Annotated in this window: 24 protein-coding genes; 16 read left to right on the top strand and 8 right to left on the bottom strand. The window is 62.8% G+C overall.

The window, feature by feature from the left end; translation table 11 throughout:
* Positions 1-139 precede the first annotated feature (139 nt).
* Complete coding sequence (locus B1781_RS00770) at positions 140-1,384, top strand: uroporphyrinogen-III C-methyltransferase (RefSeq protein WP_078117854.1); 1,245 nt, start codon at positions 140-142, stop codon at positions 1,382-1,384.
* Positions 1,381-2,685 (top strand): heme biosynthesis HemY N-terminal domain-containing protein, encoded by a 1,305-nt coding sequence (locus B1781_RS00765; protein ID WP_078117853.1) that lies wholly within the window; start codon positions 1,381-1,383, stop codon positions 2,683-2,685. The genes B1781_RS00770 and B1781_RS00765 overlap by 4 nt, the downstream gene beginning before the upstream one ends.
* Positions 2,686-2,704: 19 nt before the next feature.
* Here the strand turns inward: B1781_RS00765 and B1781_RS00760 are convergent, their stop codons facing one another.
* Positions 2,705-3,727, bottom strand: coding sequence for a CDP-6-deoxy-delta-3,4-glucoseen reductase (locus B1781_RS00760; protein WP_078117852.1), 1,023 nt, complete (start codon positions 3,725-3,727; stop codon positions 2,705-2,707).
* A 75-nt stretch (positions 3,728-3,802) separates the two neighbouring features.
* On the opposite strand from B1781_RS00760, the gene B1781_RS00755 reads away from it, so the two are divergent.
* The 3 genes from B1781_RS00755 (at position 3,803) to B1781_RS00745 (ending at position 5,649) form a co-directional block, all read left to right on the top strand.
* Positions 3,803-4,675 (top strand): SDR family oxidoreductase, encoded by an 873-nt coding sequence (locus B1781_RS00755; RefSeq protein WP_078117851.1) that lies wholly within the window; start codon positions 3,803-3,805, stop codon positions 4,673-4,675.
* Positions 4,676-4,766: 91 nt separating this feature from the next.
* Complete coding sequence (locus tag B1781_RS00750) at positions 4,767-5,186, top strand: hypothetical protein (RefSeq protein ID WP_164513198.1); 420 nt, start codon at positions 4,767-4,769, stop codon at positions 5,184-5,186.
* A gap of 13 nt (positions 5,187-5,199) precedes the next feature.
* Complete coding sequence (locus tag B1781_RS00745) at positions 5,200-5,649, top strand: hypothetical protein (protein ID WP_078117849.1); 450 nt, start codon at positions 5,200-5,202, stop codon at positions 5,647-5,649.
* 128 nt (positions 5,650-5,777) lie between these two features.
* On the opposite strand, the gene B1781_RS00740 is transcribed toward B1781_RS00745, so the two are convergent.
* A complete protein-coding gene (locus tag B1781_RS00740; protein ID WP_125931809.1) occupies positions 5,778-6,677 on the bottom strand; it encodes a hypothetical protein in 900 nt (299 codons plus the stop codon).
* Between the two features lie 283 nt (positions 6,678-6,960).
* Between B1781_RS00740 and B1781_RS00735 the strand changes: the two genes are divergently transcribed.
* Positions 6,961-7,500, top strand: a complete 540-nt coding sequence (locus B1781_RS00735; protein WP_164513197.1) for a pyroglutamyl-peptidase I family protein — start codon at positions 6,961-6,963, stop codon at positions 7,498-7,500.
* Positions 7,501-7,540: 40 nt separating this feature from the next.
* On the opposite strand, the gene B1781_RS00730 is transcribed toward B1781_RS00735, so the two are convergent.
* The gene (locus B1781_RS00730; protein WP_164513196.1) at positions 7,541-8,275 is read right to left on the bottom strand and encodes a 2,3-bisphosphoglycerate-dependent phosphoglycerate mutase; all 735 of its coding nucleotides are present in this window, start codon (positions 8,273-8,275) and stop codon (positions 7,541-7,543) included.
* Positions 8,276-8,466: 191 nt separating this feature from the next.
* Here B1781_RS00730 and B1781_RS00725 point away from each other — a divergent pair, with 191 nt between their 5' ends.
* The 6 genes from B1781_RS00725 to B1781_RS00700 all read left to right on the top strand — a co-directional run bounded on the left by B1781_RS00725 (position 8,467) and on the right by B1781_RS00700 (position 15,211).
* Positions 8,467-9,099, top strand: coding sequence for an HAD-IA family hydrolase (locus B1781_RS00725; protein WP_078117846.1), 633 nt, complete (start codon positions 8,467-8,469; stop codon positions 9,097-9,099).
* Positions 9,100-9,259: 160 nt separating this feature from the next.
* Positions 9,260-10,621, top strand: a complete 1,362-nt coding sequence (locus tag B1781_RS00720) for a (Fe-S)-binding protein (protein WP_078117845.1) — start codon at positions 9,260-9,262, stop codon at positions 10,619-10,621.
* 9 nt (positions 10,622-10,630) lie between these two features.
* On the top strand, positions 10,631-12,304 hold the full coding sequence (locus B1781_RS00715) for a SagB/ThcOx family dehydrogenase (protein WP_078117844.1): 1,674 nt from the start codon (positions 10,631-10,633) through the stop codon (positions 12,302-12,304).
* Between the two features lie 14 nt (positions 12,305-12,318).
* A complete protein-coding gene (locus B1781_RS00710; protein WP_078117843.1) occupies positions 12,319-12,648 on the top strand; it encodes a hypothetical protein in 330 nt (109 codons plus the stop codon).
* Positions 12,645-13,613 (top strand): Rossmann-like domain-containing protein, encoded by a 969-nt coding sequence (locus B1781_RS00705; RefSeq protein WP_078117842.1) that lies wholly within the window; start codon positions 12,645-12,647, stop codon positions 13,611-13,613. The genes B1781_RS00710 and B1781_RS00705 overlap by 4 nt, the downstream gene beginning before the upstream one ends.
* 281 nt (positions 13,614-13,894) lie before the next feature.
* Complete coding sequence (locus B1781_RS00700; protein ID WP_078117841.1) at positions 13,895-15,211, top strand: multidrug effflux MFS transporter; 1,317 nt, start codon at positions 13,895-13,897, stop codon at positions 15,209-15,211.
* Between the two features lie 34 nt (positions 15,212-15,245).
* Here B1781_RS00700 and B1781_RS00695 read toward each other — a convergent pair whose 3' ends face one another.
* A complete protein-coding gene (locus B1781_RS00695; RefSeq protein ID WP_078117840.1) occupies positions 15,246-16,187 on the bottom strand; it encodes a LysR family transcriptional regulator in 942 nt (313 codons plus the stop codon).
* A 130-nt stretch (positions 16,188-16,317) separates the two neighbouring features.
* Between B1781_RS00695 and B1781_RS00690 the strand changes: the two genes are divergently transcribed.
* Entirely contained in the window at positions 16,318-16,872 is a 555-nt protein-coding gene (locus B1781_RS00690; protein ID WP_078117839.1) for a cytochrome b, read from the top strand.
* 107 nt (positions 16,873-16,979) lie between these two features.
* Here the strand turns inward: B1781_RS00690 and B1781_RS22690 are convergent, their stop codons facing one another.
* Entirely contained in the window at positions 16,980-17,294 is a 315-nt protein-coding gene (locus B1781_RS22690) for a hypothetical protein (RefSeq protein WP_125931808.1), read from the bottom strand.
* Positions 17,295-17,543: 249 nt separating this feature from the next.
* Between B1781_RS22690 and B1781_RS00680 the strand changes: the two genes are divergently transcribed.
* From B1781_RS00680 to B1781_RS00670, 3 genes are all read left to right on the top strand, one after another.
* Positions 17,544-18,227: a c-type cytochrome gene (locus B1781_RS00680; RefSeq protein WP_164513195.1), complete on the top strand. Its 684-nt coding sequence runs from the start codon at positions 17,544-17,546 to the stop codon at positions 18,225-18,227.
* A gap of 132 nt (positions 18,228-18,359) precedes the next feature.
* On the top strand, positions 18,360-19,370 hold the full coding sequence (locus tag B1781_RS00675) for a HAMP domain-containing protein (RefSeq protein ID WP_078117836.1): 1,011 nt from the start codon (positions 18,360-18,362) through the stop codon (positions 19,368-19,370).
* A 16-nt stretch (positions 19,371-19,386) separates the two neighbouring features.
* Positions 19,387-19,998: a methyl-accepting chemotaxis protein gene (locus B1781_RS00670; RefSeq protein ID WP_334223836.1), complete on the top strand. Its 612-nt coding sequence runs from the start codon at positions 19,387-19,389 to the stop codon at positions 19,996-19,998.
* A gap of 26 nt (positions 19,999-20,024) precedes the next feature.
* On the opposite strand, the gene B1781_RS00665 is transcribed toward B1781_RS00670, so the two are convergent.
* The 3 genes from B1781_RS00665 to ubiD all read right to left on the bottom strand — a co-directional run bounded on the left by B1781_RS00665 (position 20,025) and on the right by ubiD (position 22,588).
* On the bottom strand, positions 20,025-20,408 hold the full coding sequence (locus B1781_RS00665) for a hypothetical protein (protein WP_078117834.1): 384 nt from the start codon (positions 20,406-20,408) through the stop codon (positions 20,025-20,027).
* A complete protein-coding gene (locus B1781_RS00660; RefSeq protein WP_078117833.1) occupies positions 20,390-21,019 on the bottom strand; it encodes a nucleotide-binding protein in 630 nt (209 codons plus the stop codon). Before B1781_RS00660 ends, B1781_RS00665 begins: the two co-directional genes overlap by 19 nt.
* Positions 21,020-21,121: 102 nt before the next feature.
* Positions 21,122-22,588: a 4-hydroxy-3-polyprenylbenzoate decarboxylase gene (gene ubiD / locus B1781_RS00655; RefSeq protein WP_078117832.1), complete on the bottom strand. Its 1,467-nt coding sequence runs from the start codon at positions 22,586-22,588 to the stop codon at positions 21,122-21,124.
* Between the last annotated feature and the right edge of the window lie 80 nt (positions 22,589-22,668).

Here is a 22,668-nt window from a genome sequence, read left to right as displayed (position 1 = left end):
GTGGCAGTCCTGATCGCCGTTCGTCCGGCCCCCGGTTCCCAAAAAAACCATCCCGATTTAGCGATCACCGCCAGTCTTGTTACTATCGACACGCTAACCGAAACAGAGCTGCTCAACGCAATCCGGTAACCAATCCCTGATGAGTGAAGAAGATCCGAAACCGGGCGTCATAATCGACGTTGAACCGGAAGACGCAACGCCGGCGCCAGACGAACACGCCATCGACGCAGACAACGAGCCGCAGGCGCAAACGCCCACGGAGACCGGTCAGGAAAAGTCCGGTAGCAACATCCTGCCGTTGGTCATCGCCATCATCGCGTTGCTGTCTGTGGCCGGCGCCGGCTGGTACGGCTACGAATACACCAAGCAATTGCGCGAAGAACTAGCCGCGATGAATGTGCGCGTCGAGCAGGCCCGCGAGCAACAAACCCAGCTCAACAACGCCCTGGGCAACGCCACCGAAACACTGCGCGCACAAGAAGGCGTGCTCGGCGAACAGCAGCAGGTGTTGTCGCAGCAGCAAGATGCCGTGCAGCAGGCGCGCGATGCCTTCAAACAGCAGGAGCAAAAACTCGCCGACGAGAACGTGCGTCTGCAAGAACGCGAAGCCGAGCTGCGCGCCGCTGTCGCCGATGTCCATCGCCGGGTCGGTCGCTCGGGCACGCAATGGATGATCGCCGAGGCCGAATACCTGTTGCGCATCGCCAGCCATCGCCTGAGTCTCGCACGCGATACCAAAACGGCGCGCCTCGCTCTCGAACTGGCCGACCAGCGCCTGCGTGATACCAACGATCCCGGCTGGACCGGCGTGCGCGAGCAGATCGCGCGCGATATCGCCAAGCTGAGTGCGTTCGAGGCACCAGACGAGGCCGGCATGTCGGCCCGCCTGTCGGCCTTGATCGAGCAGATTCCTCAACTTCAGCTGGCACGCGCGACGATCGGACCGGAGCGCACGCTGCCGGAACGCCCGGATCGCGACCCTAGCGAGCGCAGCTGGGATACCCTGCTCGACGACCTATGGGGTGGCCTGAAGGATTCGGTGCGTATCCACGAGCGCGATCAACCGGTGCAGGCCATGTTGGCGCCCGAGCATCAGTTCTTCCTGTACGAAAATCTGAAACTCCAGATGGAAGCGGCCCGCCTCGGCTTGGCGCGCAACGATCAGGCGCTGTTTCACGACAACCTGGCCACCGCAGGCGAATGGTTGAACAAGTATTTCAACCCCGAAGACGGTACCACCAAGGCGATCGGCGAGGCGATTGCCCAGATGCGCGATGTGCAGATCCGTCCCGAGCTGCCGGATATCAGCCAGTCGCTGCGCACCCTGCAGGTGCGCAAGAAGCTGATGGAAGATGTCGCGCCGAGCGGAGTGGCTGAGCAATGAGAGCGCTGCTCAAAGTCTGGCTGTTCGTGCTGGCCGGAGCCGGGATCGGCGTGATCCTGAGCCGCGACAGCGGCTACGTGTTGATGTCTGTCGGCAACTACACGATCGAGATGAGCTTGGCTTTGTTGTTGATGCTTATCGCAGCCTTGTTTGTTGCGACCTATTTCGGTATCCGCCTGATGGTGCGTACGCTGCATCTGCCGCGCGATGTCCAGAAATGGAAGCAGAAACGCGGCTCGCGTATGGCGCAACAGGCCATGACGCGTGGGCTGCTCGAGATGTCCGAAGGCAACTGGCGCAACGCCGAGCGCCGCCTGGTGCGCTTCGCCGATCGTTCAGAGACACCGCTGCTCAACTACCTGGCTGCAGCGCGCGCCGCCCAATTGCAGGGCGCGCACGACCGGCGCGATGGTTACATCCGCCTGGCACATGAATGCATGCCGTCGGCCGACGTCGCAGTCAGCCTGACCCAGGCCGAGTTGCAGCTCGCCGACCATCAGTTGGAACAGGCGCTGGCAACCCTCAAACACTTGCGCAGTGTCGCGCCGAAGCACAACTACGTACTACGCCTGCTACGCCGTCTGTATGAACAGCTCGGCGACTGGGAACACCTGCGCGAACTGTTGCCGGAGCTCAAGCGGCGCAAGGTCGAAGAAGACGACGACCTGAACCGTCTCGAAATCCGCACCCATCGGGCATTGCTCGAACAGGCGTTTCTGGCCGGAGACGAACGCCGCCTGAGCATTGCCTGGGCCGACGTACCCAAAGGACTGCGTGACGATCCTCAGATACTCGGTGACTACGCCGGCTACCTGCAGGAGGCCGGGCAAGATGCCAAGGCCGAACAGCTGTTGCGCGACGCACTGCGCAAGCGCTGGGACGCGGGGCTGGTCGAGACGTATGGCTTACTGGAAACCAGTGAGCCCGGCAAACAATTGTCGCATATGGAAAAACTGCTGGCCGAGCATCCCGACGACCCGACGCTGCTGCTCACGCTTGGCCGATTGAGCCTGCGCGCGCAGCTGTGGGGAAAGGCGCGTGGCTATCTCGAAGCCTGTATCGGCCGCAATGGTCCGGCGCAGGCCTATCGTGAACTGGGCCAGCTGCTCGAGCACATGAACGAACCGGACAAGGCGATCGACATCTACCGTCGCGGCCTGGCCGGCACCGGCGGTCCCGACCCGGTGGCGTTGCCGCGGGAGATCGGCAAGACCAAGGCCAACCGGCCGATGCTCGATGAACAACCGCAGCAACCATCGACGCACGAGGTTGCGCAGCACAACCCCGAACCGTCAGCTTGACGGGGCCACGAGTAGCACGTCAGTTCCCGGCGTCGTCTTTGTTACTGTCAGCAGCGTATTCGAACGAATCGTAGTGCATCTGCTCGGCCGGCATGCCGGCCGCCATGAAGGCGTCGCGTGCAGCATTCACCATCGGCGGTGGGCCGGCCATGTACAGGTCATAGCCGGACAGATCATCGAAGTCGGCCGCCACCGCCTCATGCACCCAGCCGGTCCGGCCCTGCCAGTCGTCATCCGGCTCGGATAACACCGGCACATAGCGGAAGTTGCCATGCTCGCGGGCCCATTGCTCGGGCAGATCGGGCAGATACAGATCACGTTTCGACCGCACCCCCCAATACAGCACCATCGGGCGGGTGATGCCTTCTTCGAACGCCTGTTCGATCTGGCCTTTCAGCGGTGCGAAACCGGTACCGCCACCCATGAAGATCATCGGGCGATCAGACTGGTCGTCCAGGGTGAAGCTGCCGAGCGGCGCCTGGATACGCAGGATGGCGCGTTCTTTCATCTGGTTGAACACCCAATCGGTGAACTGACCACCGTCGACATGGCGGATGTGCAGTTCGATGAACTCGTCATCGTGCGGCGCGTTGGCGATCGAGAAGGCGCGCCGGCGGCCATCGGCCAGCATGAAGTCGAGGTACTGGCCGGCAAGAAACTGCAGACGCTGGCCCTCGGGCAACTTCAGCAACAGGCGCACCACGTCATGTGACAGATGATCGACCGCGTGGACCCGGCAAGGCATCATCTTGACCTCGATGTCGGCCGACGTCTCGGCCTCGCGAATGGCGATGCTCAGATCGCTCGCGGCGAACCCCTGGCACGGCAGGCATTTGCCCTCGCCGGCCGTTTCCAGGGCCGGCGGCTGCCCGTAATACTTCACCTCGCCCGACTCAAGATCAGCGGCACACGCACCACAGCGACCGTTACGGCACCCATACGGCAAACCGACGCCCTGCCGGATGGCAGCATCCAGGATCGTTTCGTTTTCCTCAGCCTCGAACTTGTGGCCGCTGTTGCTGATCTTGACGGTAAAAGTCATGGTTTCCTGCTTGCGGGGGTGCGAAACTCTGCGATTCTCCTTGATTTCAACGGCTTTTAAAACCGTGGGGTGCTCATGCTAATCATCGGTTGCGGCGATGTCGGAAGGCGACTTGCCGCGCTGGCGCGGACACGCGAGGAGGCCGTTTTCTGCCTCGTGGCGACGGCTCCGAGCGCCGAAAAACTGGTGGCTGGCGGTGTCGAGGCACGCGCTGTCGACCTCGACAGCAGCACGCCCACGTTCGATGGCGACTGGAACCAACGCGACGTCTTCTATTTCGCGCCGCCACCGCCGACAGGCGACAACGACCCGCGCATGCAGCGCTTTCTCGCCTCGCTGCCGACCGACAGTGCACACCGCATCGTCTACATCAGCACCACCGGCGTGTATGGCGACTGCGATGGCCAATGGGTCGACGAACAGCGGGCGCCGAATCCCCAGGTCGACCGGGCCAAGCGTCGCTTCGATGCCGAGCAGCAGTTACGCGCCTGGCACGCCGCCGGCCACGGTGAGATCGTGATCCTGCGCGTCGCCGGCATCTACGGCCCCGACAAGCTGCCGCTGGATCGGTTACGCAAGCAGGTGCCGATGATCGGCGAAGACGAGGCGCCGTGGACCAACCGGATCCATATCGACGACCTGGTCGAGGTGTGCACTGCCGCGATGAAGAACGGCGGCGATGGTGCGGTCTACAACGTCAGCGACGGCACACCCGGCAACATGCGCAACTATTTCGACAACGTGGCCGACCTGTTCGACCTGCCGCGGCCGCCGATGGTGAGCATGGCCGATGCGAACGGTCGCCTGTCGGCCGGCCTGCTATCGTACCTGCGCGAATCCCGCCGGCTCGACAACCGCAAGATGTTGAGTGAACTGGGGGTCACGCTGAGATACCCGACGCTCAAACTCGGGTTGCAAGCGAGCAAACAGGCTATGCACGGCGACTGACGGCGACGTCTTCAGCCATCAATTCAGTTCAAGCGATCGACTCCAGAGGAACATGGACAGCTCAATGGCAAAACGAACAATAAAACAGCGCATGCGCACAGCAGTTACCGTACTTGGAACCTGCTTGTTGTTGGCCGCGTGCGCCGCCACGCCGGATCAAGCCGCAAAAGATACGCTGCTGCTCGACTATGAAGATTTCGGTCCGCAGGCCATGGCCCATGAACTTCTCGGCATGCAGTGGTGGCAATGGGAAAACAGCGGATCGCCGAATCCCAATGATCGCTATGCCATCAAGGTGGTCGCCTACAAAGACCTGACGCGCGCCGAGGTGGAACAACGTTTTCCCGTGGTACCCGACAAGCTTCAGGATTACCGCTACGTGCCCTATGAAGAGGCAATGCGTTACCTCGACAGGCATATCGCTGACGATGTGATTGCGGACGTGACCGCCCGCCTGACCCGCACCCGCGAGGCGCTGCTTGCGACGCTCGGCGGCAGTACGCAAAAGTAGATCGGAGACACCGATGGATCTGGTCGCGCGAGTCAGACAGGGGTTCTTCCCCGAGGTTTACGACCAGGAATGCAAGACGCCGGGGTCGCTGCAGCTGTGCCTGCTCAAGAAGCATAGCGGCGCGCGCTATTGCCTGGCCGTAGCGGAGTTCGACCCCACCGCCGATCTCGCCTCGCAGATCGCCGCCATGCGGGCGGCGGTGCGCCAGGCGACCGGCGCGCTATGGATGTTCAAGGAGGTCGGCGCCTACCTGGTATTGCACGCTGACGCCGCCGATGTGAATCTGCATGCCGACCAGCTCGAGGTCGACAAAACCGGCGTCCATGCCGTCATTGTCCAGGGTATTCATCTGGTCGGCCGCGATAGCGCCGAGGTATTCAAACACAGCCAATGGGGCGGGCAGACCTTCGGCAGCGCCGATGCGATCGGTGCCCGGATCAGCGACATCGTCCGCAGCCGCTAGCGAGCGCGGCGTCGACCGCGACATTCAAACTCACACTCCGACCGTTACCGATCAGCGCGTGGTCACCACAGGCAGAGGGAGGCTGACCGCCCCCCTCTGCACCGAACGCTCAGCTAACTCGGTTCACATTACCGCGCAGTCCGTTTGCGCAGCGTGAATCCCAGCAGCCCCAGCGTCATCAGAGCGACCGGGGCCGGCAGCGGTACATCGGCGTCAACCGTCTCGCCGTCGAGCGTGAACGCTGCATTGAATGCACCCGCACCGATCACGTCGGTACCGACACGCAGCCAGTCCGGCTGCAGGTCTTCGTCGCGAATCCACGATTGAAGGTCACCGTCGAAGGGGGTGCCACTTGCGTCGATCGGCTTGGCGGAAGACAGCCAATAGAACTCGGCGATGTCGCCGTTCGGTCCGGGCTCGTCGAACGCGACCCGCGGCACAAAGAAGTATTGGCCGGCTTCAAGCAGCAGCGCCTCGTTGAACACGAACTCGATCGCGGCCATGGTTCCGCTCAACGGTCCGTCACCACCGGTCGTCTGATCCGGGATCGGGTTGATGCCGTCCGGACCGATCGAGTTTGTCACGCTGAACCCATCCTGCAGCACCACGGCATTGACGCTGGCGAATGCGCCATCGACCGCTTCGAAAGAGGCGAAATCGACATCGGCGGGCGAATTCTCGCGGGTTGGAACACGCCCGGACGGTGGCAACTGTGAGTCGCCGGGAAAGACTCGATAGAACTCGACAATCACGTTGCTGAGATCACCGTCGCCGACCACCAGGCCGGTGAAACTGCCCCCGGTTAGCAGCGTCTGCTGGGTCAGCACGAAATCGTCGGCGGTCTCGACCTCGCCGCCCCCATTCGCGTCGAAGCCTTGCTGGGCCAATGTGCCGATCTGTCCATCGGGTGCACCGCTGCTGAAGGTGAACGGCGCCGCGATGGCGGCCGGTCCGGCGAGCATTGCGGCGAGCAATACGGCCGTACCGGGCAGGTTCGCCGGCGGTCTGTTTGATATGCGCTTTTTCACTGTTTAATACTCCGTATCAAAGATAGCTATCGGCCCAACTCATCCGGTCGGGCCAACGGTTTTTTCGCGAACCCCGCGCGAAAGCTCGACGGGGCATTTTCTGATACGCAGTGAAGATGACGCGGGGATTCAAAACAGACGCGAGAATCTCGGCCGCACTAAAAAATGCGGCATGCGTCACACCTACTGCCTACTGCCGTGCAATTGGTCCAACTTCTGCCTCATGAGCCGGCGGGGGCTTTCGAGCCGAGGCGTAGCGGCAGGACGAACGGCGATGGAAGCGATGAACACAGCAAACAAGGGGAGTATCGGGATGTCGCCCGGGCCGATTCTGATCTACGGTTTCGGCCCCTATGATGAGTTCGAGCACAACATCACCAGCGACGTGGTCGATGCCTTAGCTACCTTGCCGGGCCTGACGACAACCACCTTCGAGGCACGCTTCGACCGCCCGATGTTCGAACGCTGCCTGACCGCCTGTCGACCGGCCACGATTATCGGATTGGGGCAGCACCGTCATGCACGCAAATTGCGTCTCGAACGACGTGCCGTGAATCGCAAGGGAAAGCGCGGCGGGCCGCTGACAATGATCGATCCACTAGGCCCGGCGGCGCTGGCGGTCAATCTGCACCTACCGGACAGGCCGTTCACGACGGTCGCCTACGACGCCGGCACCTATGTCTGCAACTTCTCGATGTACGTGATGCTGCAATACTGCGCGCTACACGAAGCGCGTTTCGGTTTCATCCATGTGCCCTTGCGTTTCGATGTGGCGACCTTGACCGATTACCTGACGCAGGCCCTGCGGACGACCGCTGCCTGACCGGTGCGCACAGGCAGACGAACAATGTCCGCCGGGCGCTTCAGGCGGCGTGTTGTGCCTCCCCGGACGACTTGAGGTAGTGCCAACCGAGCGGCTCACCTCGCGCCGAGAACACGTACACGATCGGCACACCCGTGGGTATCTCGAAGCTTTCGACCTCGTCCACCGTCATGCCGTGCAACCCCATGATCAGCGCGCGCAGCGTGTTGCCGTGGCTGGCAATCAGCAGGCGCTTGCCCTGACGTAGTTGCGGCACGATCTCATCGGTCCAGAAACCCATCACGCGCGCGCGGGTGGCGGCCAGATTTTCGCCGTTGGGCAAATCGGCGTCGGCGATATCGGACCACTTCGGGTCGTGGCGCGGGTGGCGCGGGTCGTCGACACGCAATGCCGGCGGGCGGTCGAGATAGCCCCGGCGCCAACGCCATACCTGGTCTTCACCGACGCGCTGCGCCATCGATGTCTTGTCTTCGCCCTGCAACGCGCCGTAGTGACGCTCGTTCAGACGCCAGTCTGCGAGCAGCGGTACACCTTGGGCGCCGATCTCATCGAGCACGATCTGTGCGGTCGCCCGAGCGCGCGCCAGCCGCGAGGTGTACGCCTTGTCGAACTGGAAGCCCCGCTCACGCAACTGCCCGGCTGCGCGCACGGCTTCGGCCTCACCGACCTCGGTCAGCCCCGGATCGGCCCAGCCGGTGAAACGGCCTTCTCGGTTCCACTCACTTTGCGCATGCCGAATCATGACGACGCTCGGCAGAAAGAGTTGTGGCGACATGGTTTGCCTCCTTTTCATTTCCACTTGGTCGGGGTGTTTGCCATTCATGGCTGTACGATGCGACGCGGTCATAGATTAGTAAAATCATTTGTTGCTATTTTCGCGATAGCAATTTGCTATTCTTTCAGAGACACTTCGACGACACCGCCGAAGCGATAGAATCGGCCCGAAGGTGAGCTGGAGACCGCTATATGGCGCAACGTTCGGCTGTTCGAGCGCTGTTATTCGACCTGGGCGGCGTGGTGTTGCGGATCGATGTCGAACGCGCCCTGCGCGCCTGGGCACCGTTCTCGAGCCTGCCGCTTCCCCAACTCGTCGAACGCGCCGTGGTCGACGAGGCGTTTCGGCAGCACGAACGCGGCGAGATCGATGCTGCGACCTACTTTGCCCACCTGCGAGAACAGCTGGCACTCGACGCAAGCGACGAACAGATCGGTGCTGGCTGGAACGCCATCGTCGTCGAGCCCTTCGCAACCTCGGTGTCTTTGATCCGCGATGTGCGTCGACGGCTTCCCTGCTATGCCTTCACCAACACCGGGGCCTACCACTATGCACGGTGGGGCCAGGCGTTCCCCGAGGTCGTCGGCCTGTTCGAGCGGATATTCATGTCGTTCGAGCTCGGCATGCGCAAACCCGAGACGGCAGCGTTCAACTCGGTCGCGCAATCGATTGACTGTCCACCCGACCAAATCCTGTTCTTTGACGACAGCGCGGAGAACGTAGAAGGCGCGAGACTTGCCGGATTGCAGGCCGTGCAGATTACCGAGCCGGATGACATCGCCCGGGCCCTGAACGCTGCCGGCATCACCCCGCCATTGTCGTGAAACCGACAAAACGAGGGACACCGCGCGGTCAACTCTGGGATACCGACCGGCGCTCCGCACAAAATCAATGACTTGCCCACCGGGCACCATGGTTCGCTTATTGCTTCGCCCAGACCATGTCTCACATTCCGAACAGGCCGGCCCGCAGGAGTTGCGGACGATGAAAACCTACCTCGATTGGTCGGCGTACAAAGATGCCGGCATGGGTGACGCCTACGCCGACATCCCACGCCACGGCGGCGATTTCGCCAAGGCCGTCGCGGTCTGCATCAACAGCCGCCAGTGCGAGGCCGACGGCAAGCAGGTGATGTGCCCGAGCTTCAAGATCAGCGGCAACCCCAACCTGTCGACCGGCGGTCGCGTGCGCTTGCTCAAATCGGCGCTGTCGCAGGATATCGCCGAGCAGGCGCTTGCCGACCCGCTACTCGGCGAGGCGATGGATCTGTGCCTTGCCTGCAAAGGCTGCAAACGCGAATGCGAGAACAACGTCGACATGGCGTTGATCAAGAGCGAATTCCTTGCGCAACGGGCGGCACGCGACGGGCTGAGTCGACGCAGCCGTCTGTTTGCGTCGACGCCGCAATGGCTGTTCGAGCGCCGCTGGCTGCGCCACCTGATCGCCTGGCGCAACCAGCAGCCATGGCTGGCCAAGGCCACCGAGCGATGGCTGGGGTTGAGCGCAGCTCGCGCACTCCCGGTGCCGTCGGCCGAGCCGTTTTCCGACTGCGCCGCGGCCAAGGCAGTGAATCAATCAGAGCTGCCCGAGGTCGCCCTGGTGGTCGATACCTTCACCCGCTACTACGAACCGGCCATCGCACAGGCTGCACTGCGGGTGCTGCGCGCCGGTGGATATTCGGTGACCATCGTCTCGCCGGCGGACGACGATGCACAATCCAAGCGCCCGCTGTGTTGTGGCCGCACCTATCTGGCGCAGGGAATGATCGACAAGGCCCGCACAGAGGCGCAACGTCTGCTGGCCGCGCTCGATGAGCATGCCGCAGCGGGCCGGCTGCTGGTCGGCCTGGAGGCCTCGTGTGTGCTCGGTCTGCGCGACGATGCCCAGGCACTCGGTCTGGGCGAGATCGCCGCGCGCGTCGGTAAGCAGGTGCTGTTGTTCGAGGAGTTCCTGGCCAAGGAGTCGATGGCGAAACGCCTGCGCTTGCCGCTCAAAGCGATCAGCGGCGAGCGCACCCTGATACACGGGCATTGCCACCAGAAGGCCGTCGGCGCGATGAAGTCGGTACGTCGGGTGCTGAAGCTGATCCCCGATCACGAGTTCACAATGATCGAATCCGGGTGCTGCGGCATGGCCGGCACCTTCGGGTTGGAGAGTGAGCACGTCGACATGGCCGATGCATTGGCCGAGCAGGGCTTGATGCCTACGCTGCGCGACAACCCACAAGCGCGTGTCGTAGCCAACGGATTTTCATGTCGCCAACAGATCCGCAACCACGGAGATGCGCGCCCCAAACACCTGGCCGAGTTGCTCGACGAGGCCCTGGACGCTACCCAAGTAGGTTAAACAATCAGCATGGCCGACGCGGCACAAGCAATCAAACAGGTTCGCGCCTATCACCAGGCAACCAAGCACCACACATCGGGATATGCACCCAGCCCCGGCTTTCTCGACTGGGACTCGCAACCCAATCCTTTCCGCCGTTACCTCGGCGCACCGCTGATCCCGCTGCCCCTGGTCGGCGGTGACGGACTGCGCGACTACCATGACCTGTATCGTGCCGAAGGCTCAGTCGCCGCTGCGCCTGCGAACGACAGTCTCGGGCTGATGTTAGAACTCGCCCTGGGCTTGAGCGCTTGGAAAACCGCGGGGCCGGACCGCTGGTTGCTACGCAATAACCCGTCGAGCGGCAACCTGCACCCCACCGAAGGCTACCTGGTGCTATGGCGACAGTTGTCTGACGAACTGCTGCCCGGCGTGTACCACTATGCTCCATTCGAGCACGCGCTCGAACGGCGCGCACTGCTGGCTGCGGAAACCGCGGCCCAGCTCCAGCAAACCTCGGCAGATGCCTTCGGCGCCATCGCGCTTACGTCGATCCCCTGGCGTGAGGAGTGGAAATACGGCTCGCGCGCCTTTCGCTATTGTCAGCACGATGTCGGCCACGCCGTGGCCGCCGTGCGCTTCGCATCGGGCCTGCTGGGCTGGCATCTGGGTATCGATCCCTGCGCCGGCGACGACGCACTGAGCGCCTGCCTCGGCATAGACCGAGATGCCGACTTCAGCGAGGACGCCGAGCGCGAACATCCGGACCTGATCGCATTGCTGGGCACCTCGCACTCGCTGGGCCCCACGCCAAGCTGGCCAAGCGTCGCAGAGGCGCTTGGCGACTGGCGCGGTTCAGCCAACCTGTTGAGCCCGGAGCGTGCACACTGGCCGCAGGTCGCACAGGCCTTGGCAGCGACCCACAAACCGACCCTGCCATCACCGCCGCCTGTTGCACCCCCGCCGTCCATCGGGCCGGCACACGCAACAGCGCCGCGCGATGCCGCCGGCCTGATCCGACAGCGACGTAGTGCGCAACGCATGGATGGCGAGTCGACGATGGCGTTCGCCGACTTTGAACGCACCCTGGCGTGCACCCTGCCGCGCGCCGACACGCCGCCGTTCGACGCCTGGCCGTACGAGCCGGCGATCAACCTGTTGCTGTTCGTTCACCGTGTCGACGGTCTTGAACCCGGCCTGTACCTGCTGAACCGGACCCCGCAGCGTTTCGACGCGCTGCGCGAGGCCTGCGAAACTGAACAACTGGCGTGGGACAGCGTGGAGAACGCCAGCCTGCCGCTATACCGTCTGGCAGCGCCCGCCGATGTACGCAAGATTGCATCGCAGTTCTGCTGCTACCAGGGAATCTCCGGCCGCGGCGCCTTCAGCCTGGGTATGCTGGCCGACATTGCCCGGGTACTCGATGCAGAGGGCGCATGGGCCTATCGTCGACTGCACTGGGAGGCCGGCATGATCGGTCAGGTGCTTTATCTCGAGGCCGAGGCGTCGGGCCTGCGCGGCACCGGCATCGGCTGCTTTTTCGATGACGAGGTCCATCACCTGCTGGGACTGGGAAGCGCCGCCAACGCCTCGTGGCAGACGCTGTACCACTTCACGATCGGCGGCCCGATGGACGATCAACGACTCGGCACCGAGCCCGCATATGGGCATCTGGGACCGCGCCCGCCCTTGGGTGACGGGTAGAAACGGAGCGCAGCATGAGTTCGGAACAACCGACCGTGGAAGACTACGTCGACCTGTTCAAACGTTACGGCGATGACCTGGGCTCGATCTACAAAGAACCGGACGACGATCGCTACGCCTTGTTGTTCGAACAGATGGTTCGCCTGCTACTCAAGCCGTCGGCGTTCAACCTGTCGCTGCCGGAACAGTTTCGCACCACCGCCCTGCGCTACCATCGAGGCGATGCCGGCACCCTTGCCCACATGGGCGATCCGGCGAACCAACACTTTATGCTGTGCGATCTGCACGATCTGGTCATGCTCAGAGGCGGCCTGGCACTGAAGCGAAAGAGGCAGTCGCCGTGACCCGATCCAGTCCACACTCGCCGTACGACGCCATCGAACGGGCGTGTAGCGAGCGCGACGAGGTTATCGCCGCGCTGTGCATTGGCCTGACCTGGACGACCTGCCGCACCGCGCACAATGTCGGTTTTGCAATGAGTCCGGGTACGCCGACCCGCACGCTGAGCTGGCCGGGCGAGATCGCCGGCCGCGCAGCCGCCGAGGTGGCAACCTGGGTGCGCTCGTGGGACCTGTACGAGGCGACGGTCGGCCTGGCCGCCGCCAACGCGTTGATCAACACGCCGGGCAATGCATTGATGCAGTCTGCGGAACCGGTTCCGCCCGGATCATCCGCCAACCTGTCGGTGTTCGAATACTTCCGCCCCCAGCTCAACGGCCGCAAGGTTGTCGTCGTTGGCCGCTATCCCGGGCTGGACAACGCCACCCGCGGCCTGGATGTGACCGTGCTCGAACGCAACCCGTCCGGCAACGACCTCGCCGACCCGGCCGCCGAGTTCGTCCTGCCCGATGCCGACTGGGTGTTCCTGACGTCGACCTCGCTGATCAACAAGACCTTTCCGCGCCTGGCTTCATTAGCCGAGAACGCCGTCACCGTCATGATGGGGCCCTCGACGCCCTGGCTCACCGATTGGGCCGACTTCGGCGTCGACTTCATCGCCGGCGTGAGACCGGTCGACACCGATCGCGCGGTTCAGATCGCCGCCGAGGGTGGCGGCACGCGGTTGTTCGGCGACGGTGTGCAGTATGCCGTGGCCGACATCGGTGCCGAGCGCATGACCGCCACCAAGGCGCGGATTGCCGAGACGTTTGCCAGGCGCGACGCACTCAAGGCCGAAATGCTCGCCTGGTACGACGCGGGCAACCAGAAGCGCTTCCCAAAACGTGGCGAGCTGGAAGCGGTGGACGTGACGCTTTCCGAGCTCGACACCCGTTACAAACGCCAATGGGACGCACGTAATCCGCATTGACCGGATACAACCGTCGCGTCGCAAACGCAAAGTCGCCTTGCCGCGGCAGCCAGATTGCTTCACCAAGCCCGGCTGAATAGACCCACCCTCTCTTACGGCGTGTTCAGCTCGCCAGCGGCAATGCCGATAACCTGGAGCTGGAAACGGCCGTTGGCTGCGCGCACCGCCACCCCATGCGCCGAACTGATTTCGACTATAGCGGATATGCATTGGATGAATAACGATGATCGCCTTAGGCTGAGGCAATGTAATCACCACGCCTGTTCCCAAGGAGGAACTCGTTGACCGGGGATGCGCCGAGCAGCGACGCAGAAGCCATCAACATCAACCCTACCCCGATGCCGAACCCTCCCGACTTGCCCTTCCACCGATCTCAGGCGCCTGTCTACCTGTTGCCGTTTCTGAGCGCGCTGGTCGCCCTCGGCCCTTTGACCATCGACACCTATCTGCCGGCCCTGCCGCTGATCGCAGCGAACTTCGGTGTCGATGTGCCACACATCAGCGCCTCGGTCAGCACTTACCTGTTGGGTTACGCCATCGGGCAATTCTTCGGCGGCCCGCTTTCCGACCAGATCGGTCGCAAGCGCATTGCCGTCGTCGGCCTGACGATATTCGTACTCGCGTCGCTTGGCATACTCGCTGCCGTAACGGTTGAGCAGTTCCTGGTACTGCGCCTGCTGCAGGCGATCGGTGGCGGCTTCTCGACCGTGATCGCGATGGCAATGGTCAGAGACCTGTATCCGTCGCACGAAGTCGGACGGCGGTTTGCCATGATCGCCATGGTCATGATGGTCGCCCCCATGCTGGCCCCCGCGCTTGGCACTACCCTGCTGGCGTTCGGCTGGCATTCGATCTTCTGGATGTTTGTCGCCTACGGCGCCTTATTGGTTTCGATCCTGTCGACAGCCATTCCTGAGACGCTCGCGAAACCGCAACCGCGCATCTCGCTGCCGTCGATTGTCAGCCAGTACCGCGACACACTCGTCACGCGCATGCGCGGTGGGCAGCTTGCCGTGCAGTTCCCGCTCGCCATGGCCTTCTCCGGTGGCGTGATGATGATCTTCATCACCCAGTCGGCGGTGATCTATCTGCAGCACTTCGCGGTCGGCGAACGCCAGTTCTCGCTGTTGTTCGGCGCCAACGTCGCACTACTGATCGCCAGCAATTTCGCCAGCTCGCGGCTGCTGCGCACGGTCAACCCGCAGGTCCTGTTTCGCATCGGGCTAACCGTGCAACTCAGCTGCGTTGCCCTGCTGTTCGTCGTGGTAACGCTGACCGCCGCGCCCCTGTCGCTCGTGGTACCGCTGATGATGGGCAGCATCGGCAGTATCGGATTGATCAACCCAGCGGGGATGACGTTGTACATGAGCAGCTTCGCCAAAACCGGCGGCAGCGCAGCCGCATTATTCACCACGATGATGTTCAGCCTCGGCGGCCTGCTCGGTTCGCTGCCGAACCTGTTCGATCACGCCGGGTTGGCGCCGATCATCGGCGTGATGCTGCTGGCATCGTCGCTCGCCAACCTGATCGGGCAGACGGCCAGGCCCGTGTCGCTACAAGGCGAAGAACCGCTGGCGGAGAACAGCGGTACGGCGTGAGGAAAACGGCACAGCGCTTCTCGGCCCACGTGCCTCAATTCCCGCTGAGCGCACCTGCCGCCTTGAGTTCACGCAGTTGGTCGCGTATCCAGACACACATCGGATCCTTGTGATGCCGCTCGTGCCAATACAGGCGAATCGTCAGCGGAGCTGAACGAAGATCGGCCGGCGGTTCGCGCAGCGCGATATTGCGCCCTTTTGCCATTTCTTCGGCGAAACGTCGGGGCAGATGAAACAGGATATCGCTGCGTTCGCAGAAGGCCGCCACCGAGGTGAAACTGGTCAGGCGCAGTGCGATGTCGAGGCGCCCGCCGCGTCCGAGATGACCCCGTTCAATCAGATCGTCTTCCTGCATGCTGGTGCCGCGCCCGGTCAGCGAGATCATGGCGTGACTGGCCGCGAGATATTTCTTCATCGTCAATCGACCGCGTGCAAGCGGGTGGTCGGCGCGCATCATCAGCACGAAATTGAGCGTGTCCAGCGCGCTGCTGCGCAGCTGCGAGGTATTCGCACTCGGCTCCAGGGCAGACATCACGAAATGCACCTCGCCCGATTCCAGCAACGCAAAGTGATCCATCGGGTCGCTACGCGCTTCCAGCGCCATGTGCGGTGCCAGGTTGCGCATCCGCTCGAACAGCGCCGGCATAAACCAGCCGATCTCCGGGTCGGGTCCATAGAAGCGCACTGTCTGAGCAGACGTGGAGGGATCGAATGTCGGCCCGCTGATCAGGCGCGCAGTGCTGTCGAGCAGCCGGTCGAGCTCAGGCATCAACGCGGCGGCCCGCGCGCTCAGATCATAGCCGTGTTGGGTGCGCACCAGCAGAGGATCGTCGAAGGTGTCGCGCAGACGTTGCAGGGCCCGGCTCACTGCCGGCTGACTCATGCCGAGCACCTCGGCAGCGTGCGAAACGTGGCGCTCCGCCAGCAGCTGGCGGAGCACGACAAGCAGATTGAGGTCGACCGCACGAAGGTTCACTTACTGAATACCGGCAATTCGCACTATGCATTGGACGAATAAAACCTAGCCGAATAACTTGGCCGCAACAAGCACGTATCGCTTCGCTATCGCAGCCCGGTGCGAGGCCCATTTTTCAGCAGGTAGTCCCATGGATACAGCCAGGAAACTCAGCCCAACAACCGTCACATTGCACTGGATCGTCGCCATCATGATGATCGGACTGCTCGGTGTCGGCATCTACATGGAAGAGAACGAGGCCTTCGCGCTCTACCCATGGCACAAATCGTTCGGTGTTCTGATCGGTGTGTTCGTTGTGTTGCGGGTGTTGTGGCGCATCAAGAACGGCTGGCCACCCGCTGCGGGCGACTACACGATCTGGGAAAAACTACTGTCGAAAATCGTTCACTACCTGCTGATCATCGGCACCGTGTTGATGCCGATCTCCGGCTTCATGATGTCGGCGATGGGCGGGCACGGCGTCGCCTTTTTCGGTATCGAACTGTTCGCGCCCAACCCGGATCCTGCCAATCCACAAGAGGCGCTGCCGGTCAACGCGACCTTGGCGCAAGTGGGACACGTCGTGCATGGGCTGGGTGGCAATATTCTGATCGGCGCCATCGCACTGCATATCATCGGCGCGCTCAAACACCACATCATCGATCGCGACGGCACCTTGCGGCGGATGCTCGGCGCCACCGTGTAAGCGACGCAAACCGGCCGAAGCGGCGAGCCACCCGGCTGACCGCTTCGGCTTTCTACATCGTGGCGGCAACCGATATCGGTGCCATCTCAGCAGGCGCCGCTATCCGACTATCGGCTTCCGACAACGCGAAAGGTCGCGAAACGCTGCTCGGCGCCCGCACGGATCGTACATTCAACCTCGACATCGTCGCCATCGACCCGCCACCGGCCCTCAACGCGAAACAGGTTGCCCTTACGCAGGGTGGTATGGCGCCAGTTGTAGATCTCGTCGGTCGACTGCAGAAAATACTGGTACGCCGTGTCCTTGCACCAAGCCGAGAGTTCGGCGCCGCGGGTAACCGGCATGTCTTCGTTGTGGGCCATTGCCGGCGATGCCGAGATCGCGGCGGCCAGCATCAGTCCGGCGTTGAGGGTTCGTGTCATCGTCGCTTCCGCTCCCTGAAACCTGTTGAAATCCAGTGCCAGAAGTGGAGACCGCGCTCCACCTGAAAGGTTCGGCTCGAACCGAACCCGGTTCACAACCCCGGCATCGTTGACGTCGCCTTGGCCATCGCCATCGGCTTTCGACGCGATGGCTGAACCAGCGAGCTGATGATCCAACCGGTTCAAGACTTGGCTGCTCGCGCCGAAGCAGTCAGTAAGAGACGATCGAATTATGTCAGCACCTCGCGCATGATTATGTATTCCCTATCTCAGAAAACCGGCGCAGCCTTGGTCACGATTGGCCTGTCGCTGGCGCTTGTTGTTGCGGTGCCACCGACGGCCTTCGCCGCCCCCTTGTCGCCAGAGCAACTCGGCCTGATCGACACCGCTGACCCTGCGCGGGCCGACAGCAAGGCGAAAAAATGCGCCAAGTGCCATGGTGACGACGGTGTCAGCGACGACCCCGAGGTACCGCATCTTGCCGGCCAGCGATCGAGCTACCTGCTGAAGCAGCTGCTTGATTTCAAAGCGGACAGCCGCGAAGGCGGGCGCATGAACAAGACAGCACGCAAGCTGGGCGAGCAAGAGATGGCAGATCTCGCAGTGCGCTTTTCCAACACCGTGTTGCCCACCTCGGGTGCCGTCACGGTGCCTGCCGAACCGCCCCAAGTGGCCGCCGGCGACGCGCCCTGCGCCGATTGCCACGGCAACGACGGCAAAGGCAAGCGCGACAAGTACGACGCCCCGGCGCTGGCCGGCATGCCGTTCGACTATTTCGTGATGTCGATGCAGGGGTTTCGCGACGCCAGCCGTAGCAACGATACGGACGCCGTGATGCGTGAAGCCGCCAAGCCACTGAGCGATGCGCAGATCGCCGATCTCGCTGCCTACTACCTGGCACTCGGCCAGCGCGAACGCCTTTCGCCGCCCTGACCCCCCCCGGAACGTCAGTCCGGCGGGCTTGGGAAATAACCTTCTCAAAATTAAGTTTTTTCCAAGGGCGCCGATGTGGATGGCAACTGCCGAACTTTTGCGCCGGCCCGCTGAGGCCACAGGAACCAACCGATGTCCGAACAACGACTCGACCGGCCGAAGATGCGGTCAGTCCGCTCCAAGATCAACCTGGTGATCGTCAGCATCTTTGCGGTCGTCATCACGCTGTTGATGCTGTTCTCATACTATTCGGATCGCGCCGACAACCTCGATCTGGCGATTGCCCAGGTCAAGGGCATGAACAGTTTCTATTTCGACTCCCTCAACACCCTCATGGTGGCCGACGTCATGGAGGATCGCGAGATCCTGCGCGACAAGATGCTTGAACTACCGGGCATCGTCGAGGTGCGGATGAACCGCGCCGACGTCATCAAGAAGAAGTTCGGTGAGGGGCTGCCCAGCGAACAACCGGTCGACGAACTCGACCAGCGCGGTCTCAACGGTGAGACGCTCGTCGACGTCCGCGAGATCGACGGCGAGCGCATCGTGACCGTCGTCAAACCCTACTTGTTGACCGAAGACACGCACGGTACCAACTGCCTGGAGTGTCATCGGCGGATCAAATCGGGAACTGTCGGTGGCGCTGCCCGGATCAGCTACTCGCTGGAGGAAGTCGATGCCGCCGCACTGGCGGGACTGTGGCGCAAACTGGGTGTGTTCGGCGGCCTGTTCCTGGTCGGCATCGTCGTGCTGTCGCTGTCGATGAACAGCGTGATCGTCAAACCGCTGCGTCGCATGCTCGACCGGGTCAAAGACATCGCGAGCGGCGAAGGCGACCTGACGGCCGAGCTGGATGCCCGCGCGAACGACGAGATCGGCGAACTGGCCCACTGGTTCAATACCTTCGTCGGCAAGCTGCGCGGCATGATCAAGGAGATCGGCTCAAGCGCGGCCGAGCTGACGAACGCCACCGAACATATGTCGCAGCTGACCGAGCACACCAGCCAGAGGCGTTCGCCAGCAGCAGGGCGAAACCGATCAGGTCGCCACCGCGATGACGCAGATGACGGCGACCATCGACGAAGTGTCACGCAATGCTCAGGAGGCGGCCAATGCTGCCGCGGAGTCGAATACAGCGGCTGATCAAAGCAGGACAGTCATGGCGGAGACCATGCAATCCATCGATGCGCTGGCCGGCGACGTCGACGCCGCCGGAGAAGTCATCCAAACACTTGCTTCCGACAGCAACAACATCGGCGCCGTGCTCGACGTGATTCGTGGGATCGCGGAACAGACCAACCTGCTCGCCTTGAATGCGGCCATCGAGGCGGCACGCGCCGGTGAACAGGGCCGGGGCTTCGCGGTCGTGGCCGACGAGGTGAGAACCCTGGCGGAACGCACACAGCAATCGACGGAAGAGATTCAGGTGATGATCGCCAAGCTGCAGGACGGGGCACACAGCGCGGTGTCGGTGATGACCAAGAGCAGGGAACAAGCACAGCACAGTGTCGACAAGGCCGCGCTGGCCAGTTCGTCACTCGACACGATCACCTCGGCCTTCCATCGCATCGCCGACATGAGCGTTCAGATCGCCAATGCGGCCGAAGAACACAGTGCGGTTTCCGGCGAGATCGGTCAGAACGTGGTCAACATCAGCAGCGTGACCAACCAGACCGCCGCGGACGGCGTAAGCCTGGCGCAAGAGAGTCGCCAGCTGTCCGGCGTCGCCGAGCAATTGCAGCGACTGGTGCAGCAGTTCAAGGTCGACTGAGCGTCAGCTGACGGCGGGTGACCGTCTCAGGGATGCGGCACGCTCACGGTGACGTCGCGTCCACCTTCGCCGTGCACGAGGTCGTTCGCACGCACCTTCACCCAGGTGAATTCGCCGGGGATCCTGACATTCGACAGACTGCGGGTGAACGGCTGCTCGTTGACGTGCGGATGAGCCAATACGCGGGTCGCAATCACCTTGTCGTCGGGCCCGAGTATCTCCCAACGATTGGCGTAATGGTCCCAGCCGGTATCGGCGTGCTTCACCGTCACGTCAACATCGAAATAGCCCGGCCTGTGGTCAACCGGCCGGATGTCCACTTTCAGCACATTGGCCTGGCCCGCCGCTGCCAGCGGCGGGCACAGCAGCAAGGCCGCCCCGAGGATCTTGATCAGCCTTGGCGCAACCATGAAATCACCGGATCCCACTGCACGACGTCGTTGGCCACCTGCGACGGTGCCAACTCGAAGATACCGAGGCCGGTCTCGGCCGAGCGGATGTAGTTCTGGCTCTCGCGCAGATGGGTGAGCAGGGGAATGTCGTACTCAGACAGGAATTCCTCGAGCGCCTGGTAGATGCGCGTGTTTTCACGTACCCGGTTGGCGATCAGGCCGATCCGGGTCTGGCCGCGGGAAATCCGGCCGGACTTGAGCAATTCGTCGATGAAACGCGCCGCCGCGCGCATGTCGATCGGCGACGGTAACACCGGCACCAACAGGGCGTCGGCGCGACGCAGCAGTTGGGTGACCTCGGGGCCGTAGACGCCGGCCGGGGCGTCGAGAATTGAGATATCGGTGCCATGAGCGGCGCGCGCGTCTCCCTCGACGGCATCCACACCCTCGATCGCCGGCACACCCTCGTAGTCGTCGCGCGCTGCAAGCCAGTCGATCGCCGAGCGCTGCGGGTCGAAATCCATGAGCGCGACCTGCTTGCCCTCATCCGCATACCAGGTCGCCAGGTTGGTGGCGATCGTGGTTTTGCCGCATCCGCCTTTCGCGTTCATGCAGAGGATCGTCTGCATTTATCTCCCCCTTTTGCTGATTCGAGTCGGCCGCATTACAGACGACTTGGCGGCTGACAGCAACCCGAACCCCGATTTATGACTGCATCGTCGGGGCGGGGTTCAGTCGATGCCGAGATCGTCCCAGAGCTGGTCCACGCGGGCCTTGACCGCCGGATCCATGACGATCGGCCGGCCCCATTCGCGCTGCGTTTCGCCCGGCCACTTGTTGGTCGCATCGAAGCCCACCTTGCCGCCGAGGCCGGATACCGGCGAGGCGAAGTCGAGGTAGTCGATCGGCGTGTCTTCGACCAGCGTGGTATCGCGCACCGGGTCCATGCGGGTGGTCATGGCCCAGATCACGTCGTTCCAGTCGCGCACGTTGACGTCGTCGTCGGTCACGATGACGAACTTGGTATACATGAACTGGCGCAGAAACGACCACACGCCGAACATCACCCGCTTGGCATGCCCCGGGTACTGCTTCTTCATGCTGACCACCGCCATGCGGTACGAACAACCCTCGGGCGGCAGATAGAAATCGACAATCTCAGGGAACTGCTTCTGCAGGATCGGCACGAACACCTCGTTCAGGGCGACGCCGAGAATCGCCGGCTCGTCGGGCGGACGGCCGGTGTAGGTGCTGTGGTAGATCGGGCTGTCGCGGTGGGTGATGCGATCGATCGTGAATACCGGAAACTGGTCGACCTCGTTGTAGTAGCCGGTGTGGTCGCCGAACGGCCCCTCCGGCGCCATATCGTCGGGGTGGATATGGCCTTCGAGCACGAATTCGGCACTGGCCGGTACCTGCAGGTCCGAGCCGATGCAGTTGGCCACCTCAGTACGACCGCCGCGCAGCAGGCCGGCAAAGGCGTATTCCGACAAGGTGTCAGGTACCGGCGTGACCGCGCCGAGGATCGTCGCCGGGTCAGCACCCAGGGCGACCGCGACCGGAAAGGGTTCGCCGGGATGCGCCCGCTGCCAGTCGCGGAAGTCCAGCGCGCCGCCGCGGTGTGCCAGCCAGCGCATGATGACGCGATTTCGCCCGATCACCTGCATACGGTAGATGCCCAGGTTTTGCCGCGGCTTGTCGGGCCCGCGCGTAACCACCAGCCCCCAGGTGATCAGCGGGCCGGCGTCTTCCGGCCAGCAGGTCTGCACCGGAATGCGGCCGAGATCGACCGCCTCGCCCTCGAGCACGTTCGATTGGCAGGCCGCGCCCTTGACCGCCTTGGGCGCCATATCCAGCACCTTGCGATACAGCGGCAGCTTCTCCCAGGCGTCTTTCATGCCCTTCGGCGGTTCGGGCTCTTTCAGCTGCGACAACAGCACGCCGACATCGCGCAACGCGCTCACCGAACTCTCACCCATACCCAGCGCCACGCGGTCGGGCGTGCCGAACAGGTTACCCAGCACCGGTATGTCATAGCCCTTGGGATTCTCGAACAACAGCGCCGGTCCGCCCGCGCGCAGCGTGCGGTCGCAGATCTCTGTCATCTCCAGATGCGGATCGACTTCGACCTGAATTCGCTTCAGTTCGCCACGCTGTTCCAGTTGATCGATAAAATCACGCAGATCGCGATATTTCATTTTGTTATCCTGCGACAAATCGGTCTTACTTTACCGACCGCCCGATGCGGTCACTAGGGCCAATCGACACTAGTCTGTCA

Source organism: Thiosocius teredinicola (assembly GCF_002009425.1).
Taxonomy (GTDB): Bacteria; Pseudomonadota; Gammaproteobacteria; order Chromatiales; family Chromatiaceae; genus Thiosocius; species Thiosocius teredinicola.
Note: the sequence above shows the minus strand (reverse complement) of the source record. Positions and strands in the feature narration are given on the sequence as shown.

Coding starts and splice junctions, on each gene's coding strand:
- B1781_RS00725 (WP_078117846.1), top strand. CDS start 8,467: ATGGCGCAACGTTCGGCTGTTCGAGCGCTGTTATTCGACCTGGGCGGC.
- B1781_RS00660 (WP_078117833.1), bottom strand. CDS start 21,019: ATGCAGACGATCCTCTGCATGAACGCGAAAGGCGGATGCGGCAAAACC.
- B1781_RS00670 (WP_334223836.1), top strand. CDS start 19,387: ATGGCGGAGACCATGCAATCCATCGATGCGCTGGCCGGCGACGTCGAC.
- B1781_RS00675 (WP_078117836.1), top strand. CDS start 18,360: ATGTCCGAACAACGACTCGACCGGCCGAAGATGCGGTCAGTCCGCTCC.
- B1781_RS22690 (WP_125931808.1), bottom strand. CDS start 17,294: ATGACACGAACCCTCAACGCCGGACTGATGCTGGCCGCCGCGATCTCG.
- B1781_RS00755 (WP_078117851.1), top strand. CDS start 3,803: ATGCTAATCATCGGTTGCGGCGATGTCGGAAGGCGACTTGCCGCGCTG.
- B1781_RS00730 (WP_164513196.1), bottom strand. CDS start 8,275: ATGTCGCCACAACTCTTTCTGCCGAGCGTCGTCATGATTCGGCATGCG.
- B1781_RS00765 (WP_078117853.1), top strand. CDS start 1,381: ATGAGAGCGCTGCTCAAAGTCTGGCTGTTCGTGCTGGCCGGAGCCGGG.
- B1781_RS00760 (WP_078117852.1), bottom strand. CDS start 3,727: ATGACTTTTACCGTCAAGATCAGCAACAGCGGCCACAAGTTCGAGGCT.
- B1781_RS00750 (WP_164513198.1), top strand. CDS start 4,767: ATGCGCACAGCAGTTACCGTACTTGGAACCTGCTTGTTGTTGGCCGCG.
- B1781_RS00680 (WP_164513195.1), top strand. CDS start 17,544: ATGATTATGTATTCCCTATCTCAGAAAACCGGCGCAGCCTTGGTCACG.
- B1781_RS00745 (WP_078117849.1), top strand. CDS start 5,200: ATGGATCTGGTCGCGCGAGTCAGACAGGGGTTCTTCCCCGAGGTTTAC.
- B1781_RS00735 (WP_164513197.1), top strand. CDS start 6,961: ATGAACACAGCAAACAAGGGGAGTATCGGGATGTCGCCCGGGCCGATT.
- ubiD (WP_078117832.1), bottom strand. CDS start 22,588: ATGAAATATCGCGATCTGCGTGATTTTATCGATCAACTGGAACAGCGT.
- B1781_RS00715 (WP_078117844.1), top strand. CDS start 10,631: ATGGCCGACGCGGCACAAGCAATCAAACAGGTTCGCGCCTATCACCAG.
- B1781_RS00665 (WP_078117834.1), bottom strand. CDS start 20,408: ATGGTTGCGCCAAGGCTGATCAAGATCCTCGGGGCGGCCTTGCTGCTG.
- B1781_RS00720 (WP_078117845.1), top strand. CDS start 9,260: ATGAAAACCTACCTCGATTGGTCGGCGTACAAAGATGCCGGCATGGGT.
- B1781_RS00770 (WP_078117854.1), top strand. CDS start 140: ATGAGTGAAGAAGATCCGAAACCGGGCGTCATAATCGACGTTGAACCG.
- B1781_RS00710 (WP_078117843.1), top strand. CDS start 12,319: ATGAGTTCGGAACAACCGACCGTGGAAGACTACGTCGACCTGTTCAAA.
- B1781_RS00690 (WP_078117839.1), top strand. CDS start 16,318: ATGGATACAGCCAGGAAACTCAGCCCAACAACCGTCACATTGCACTGG.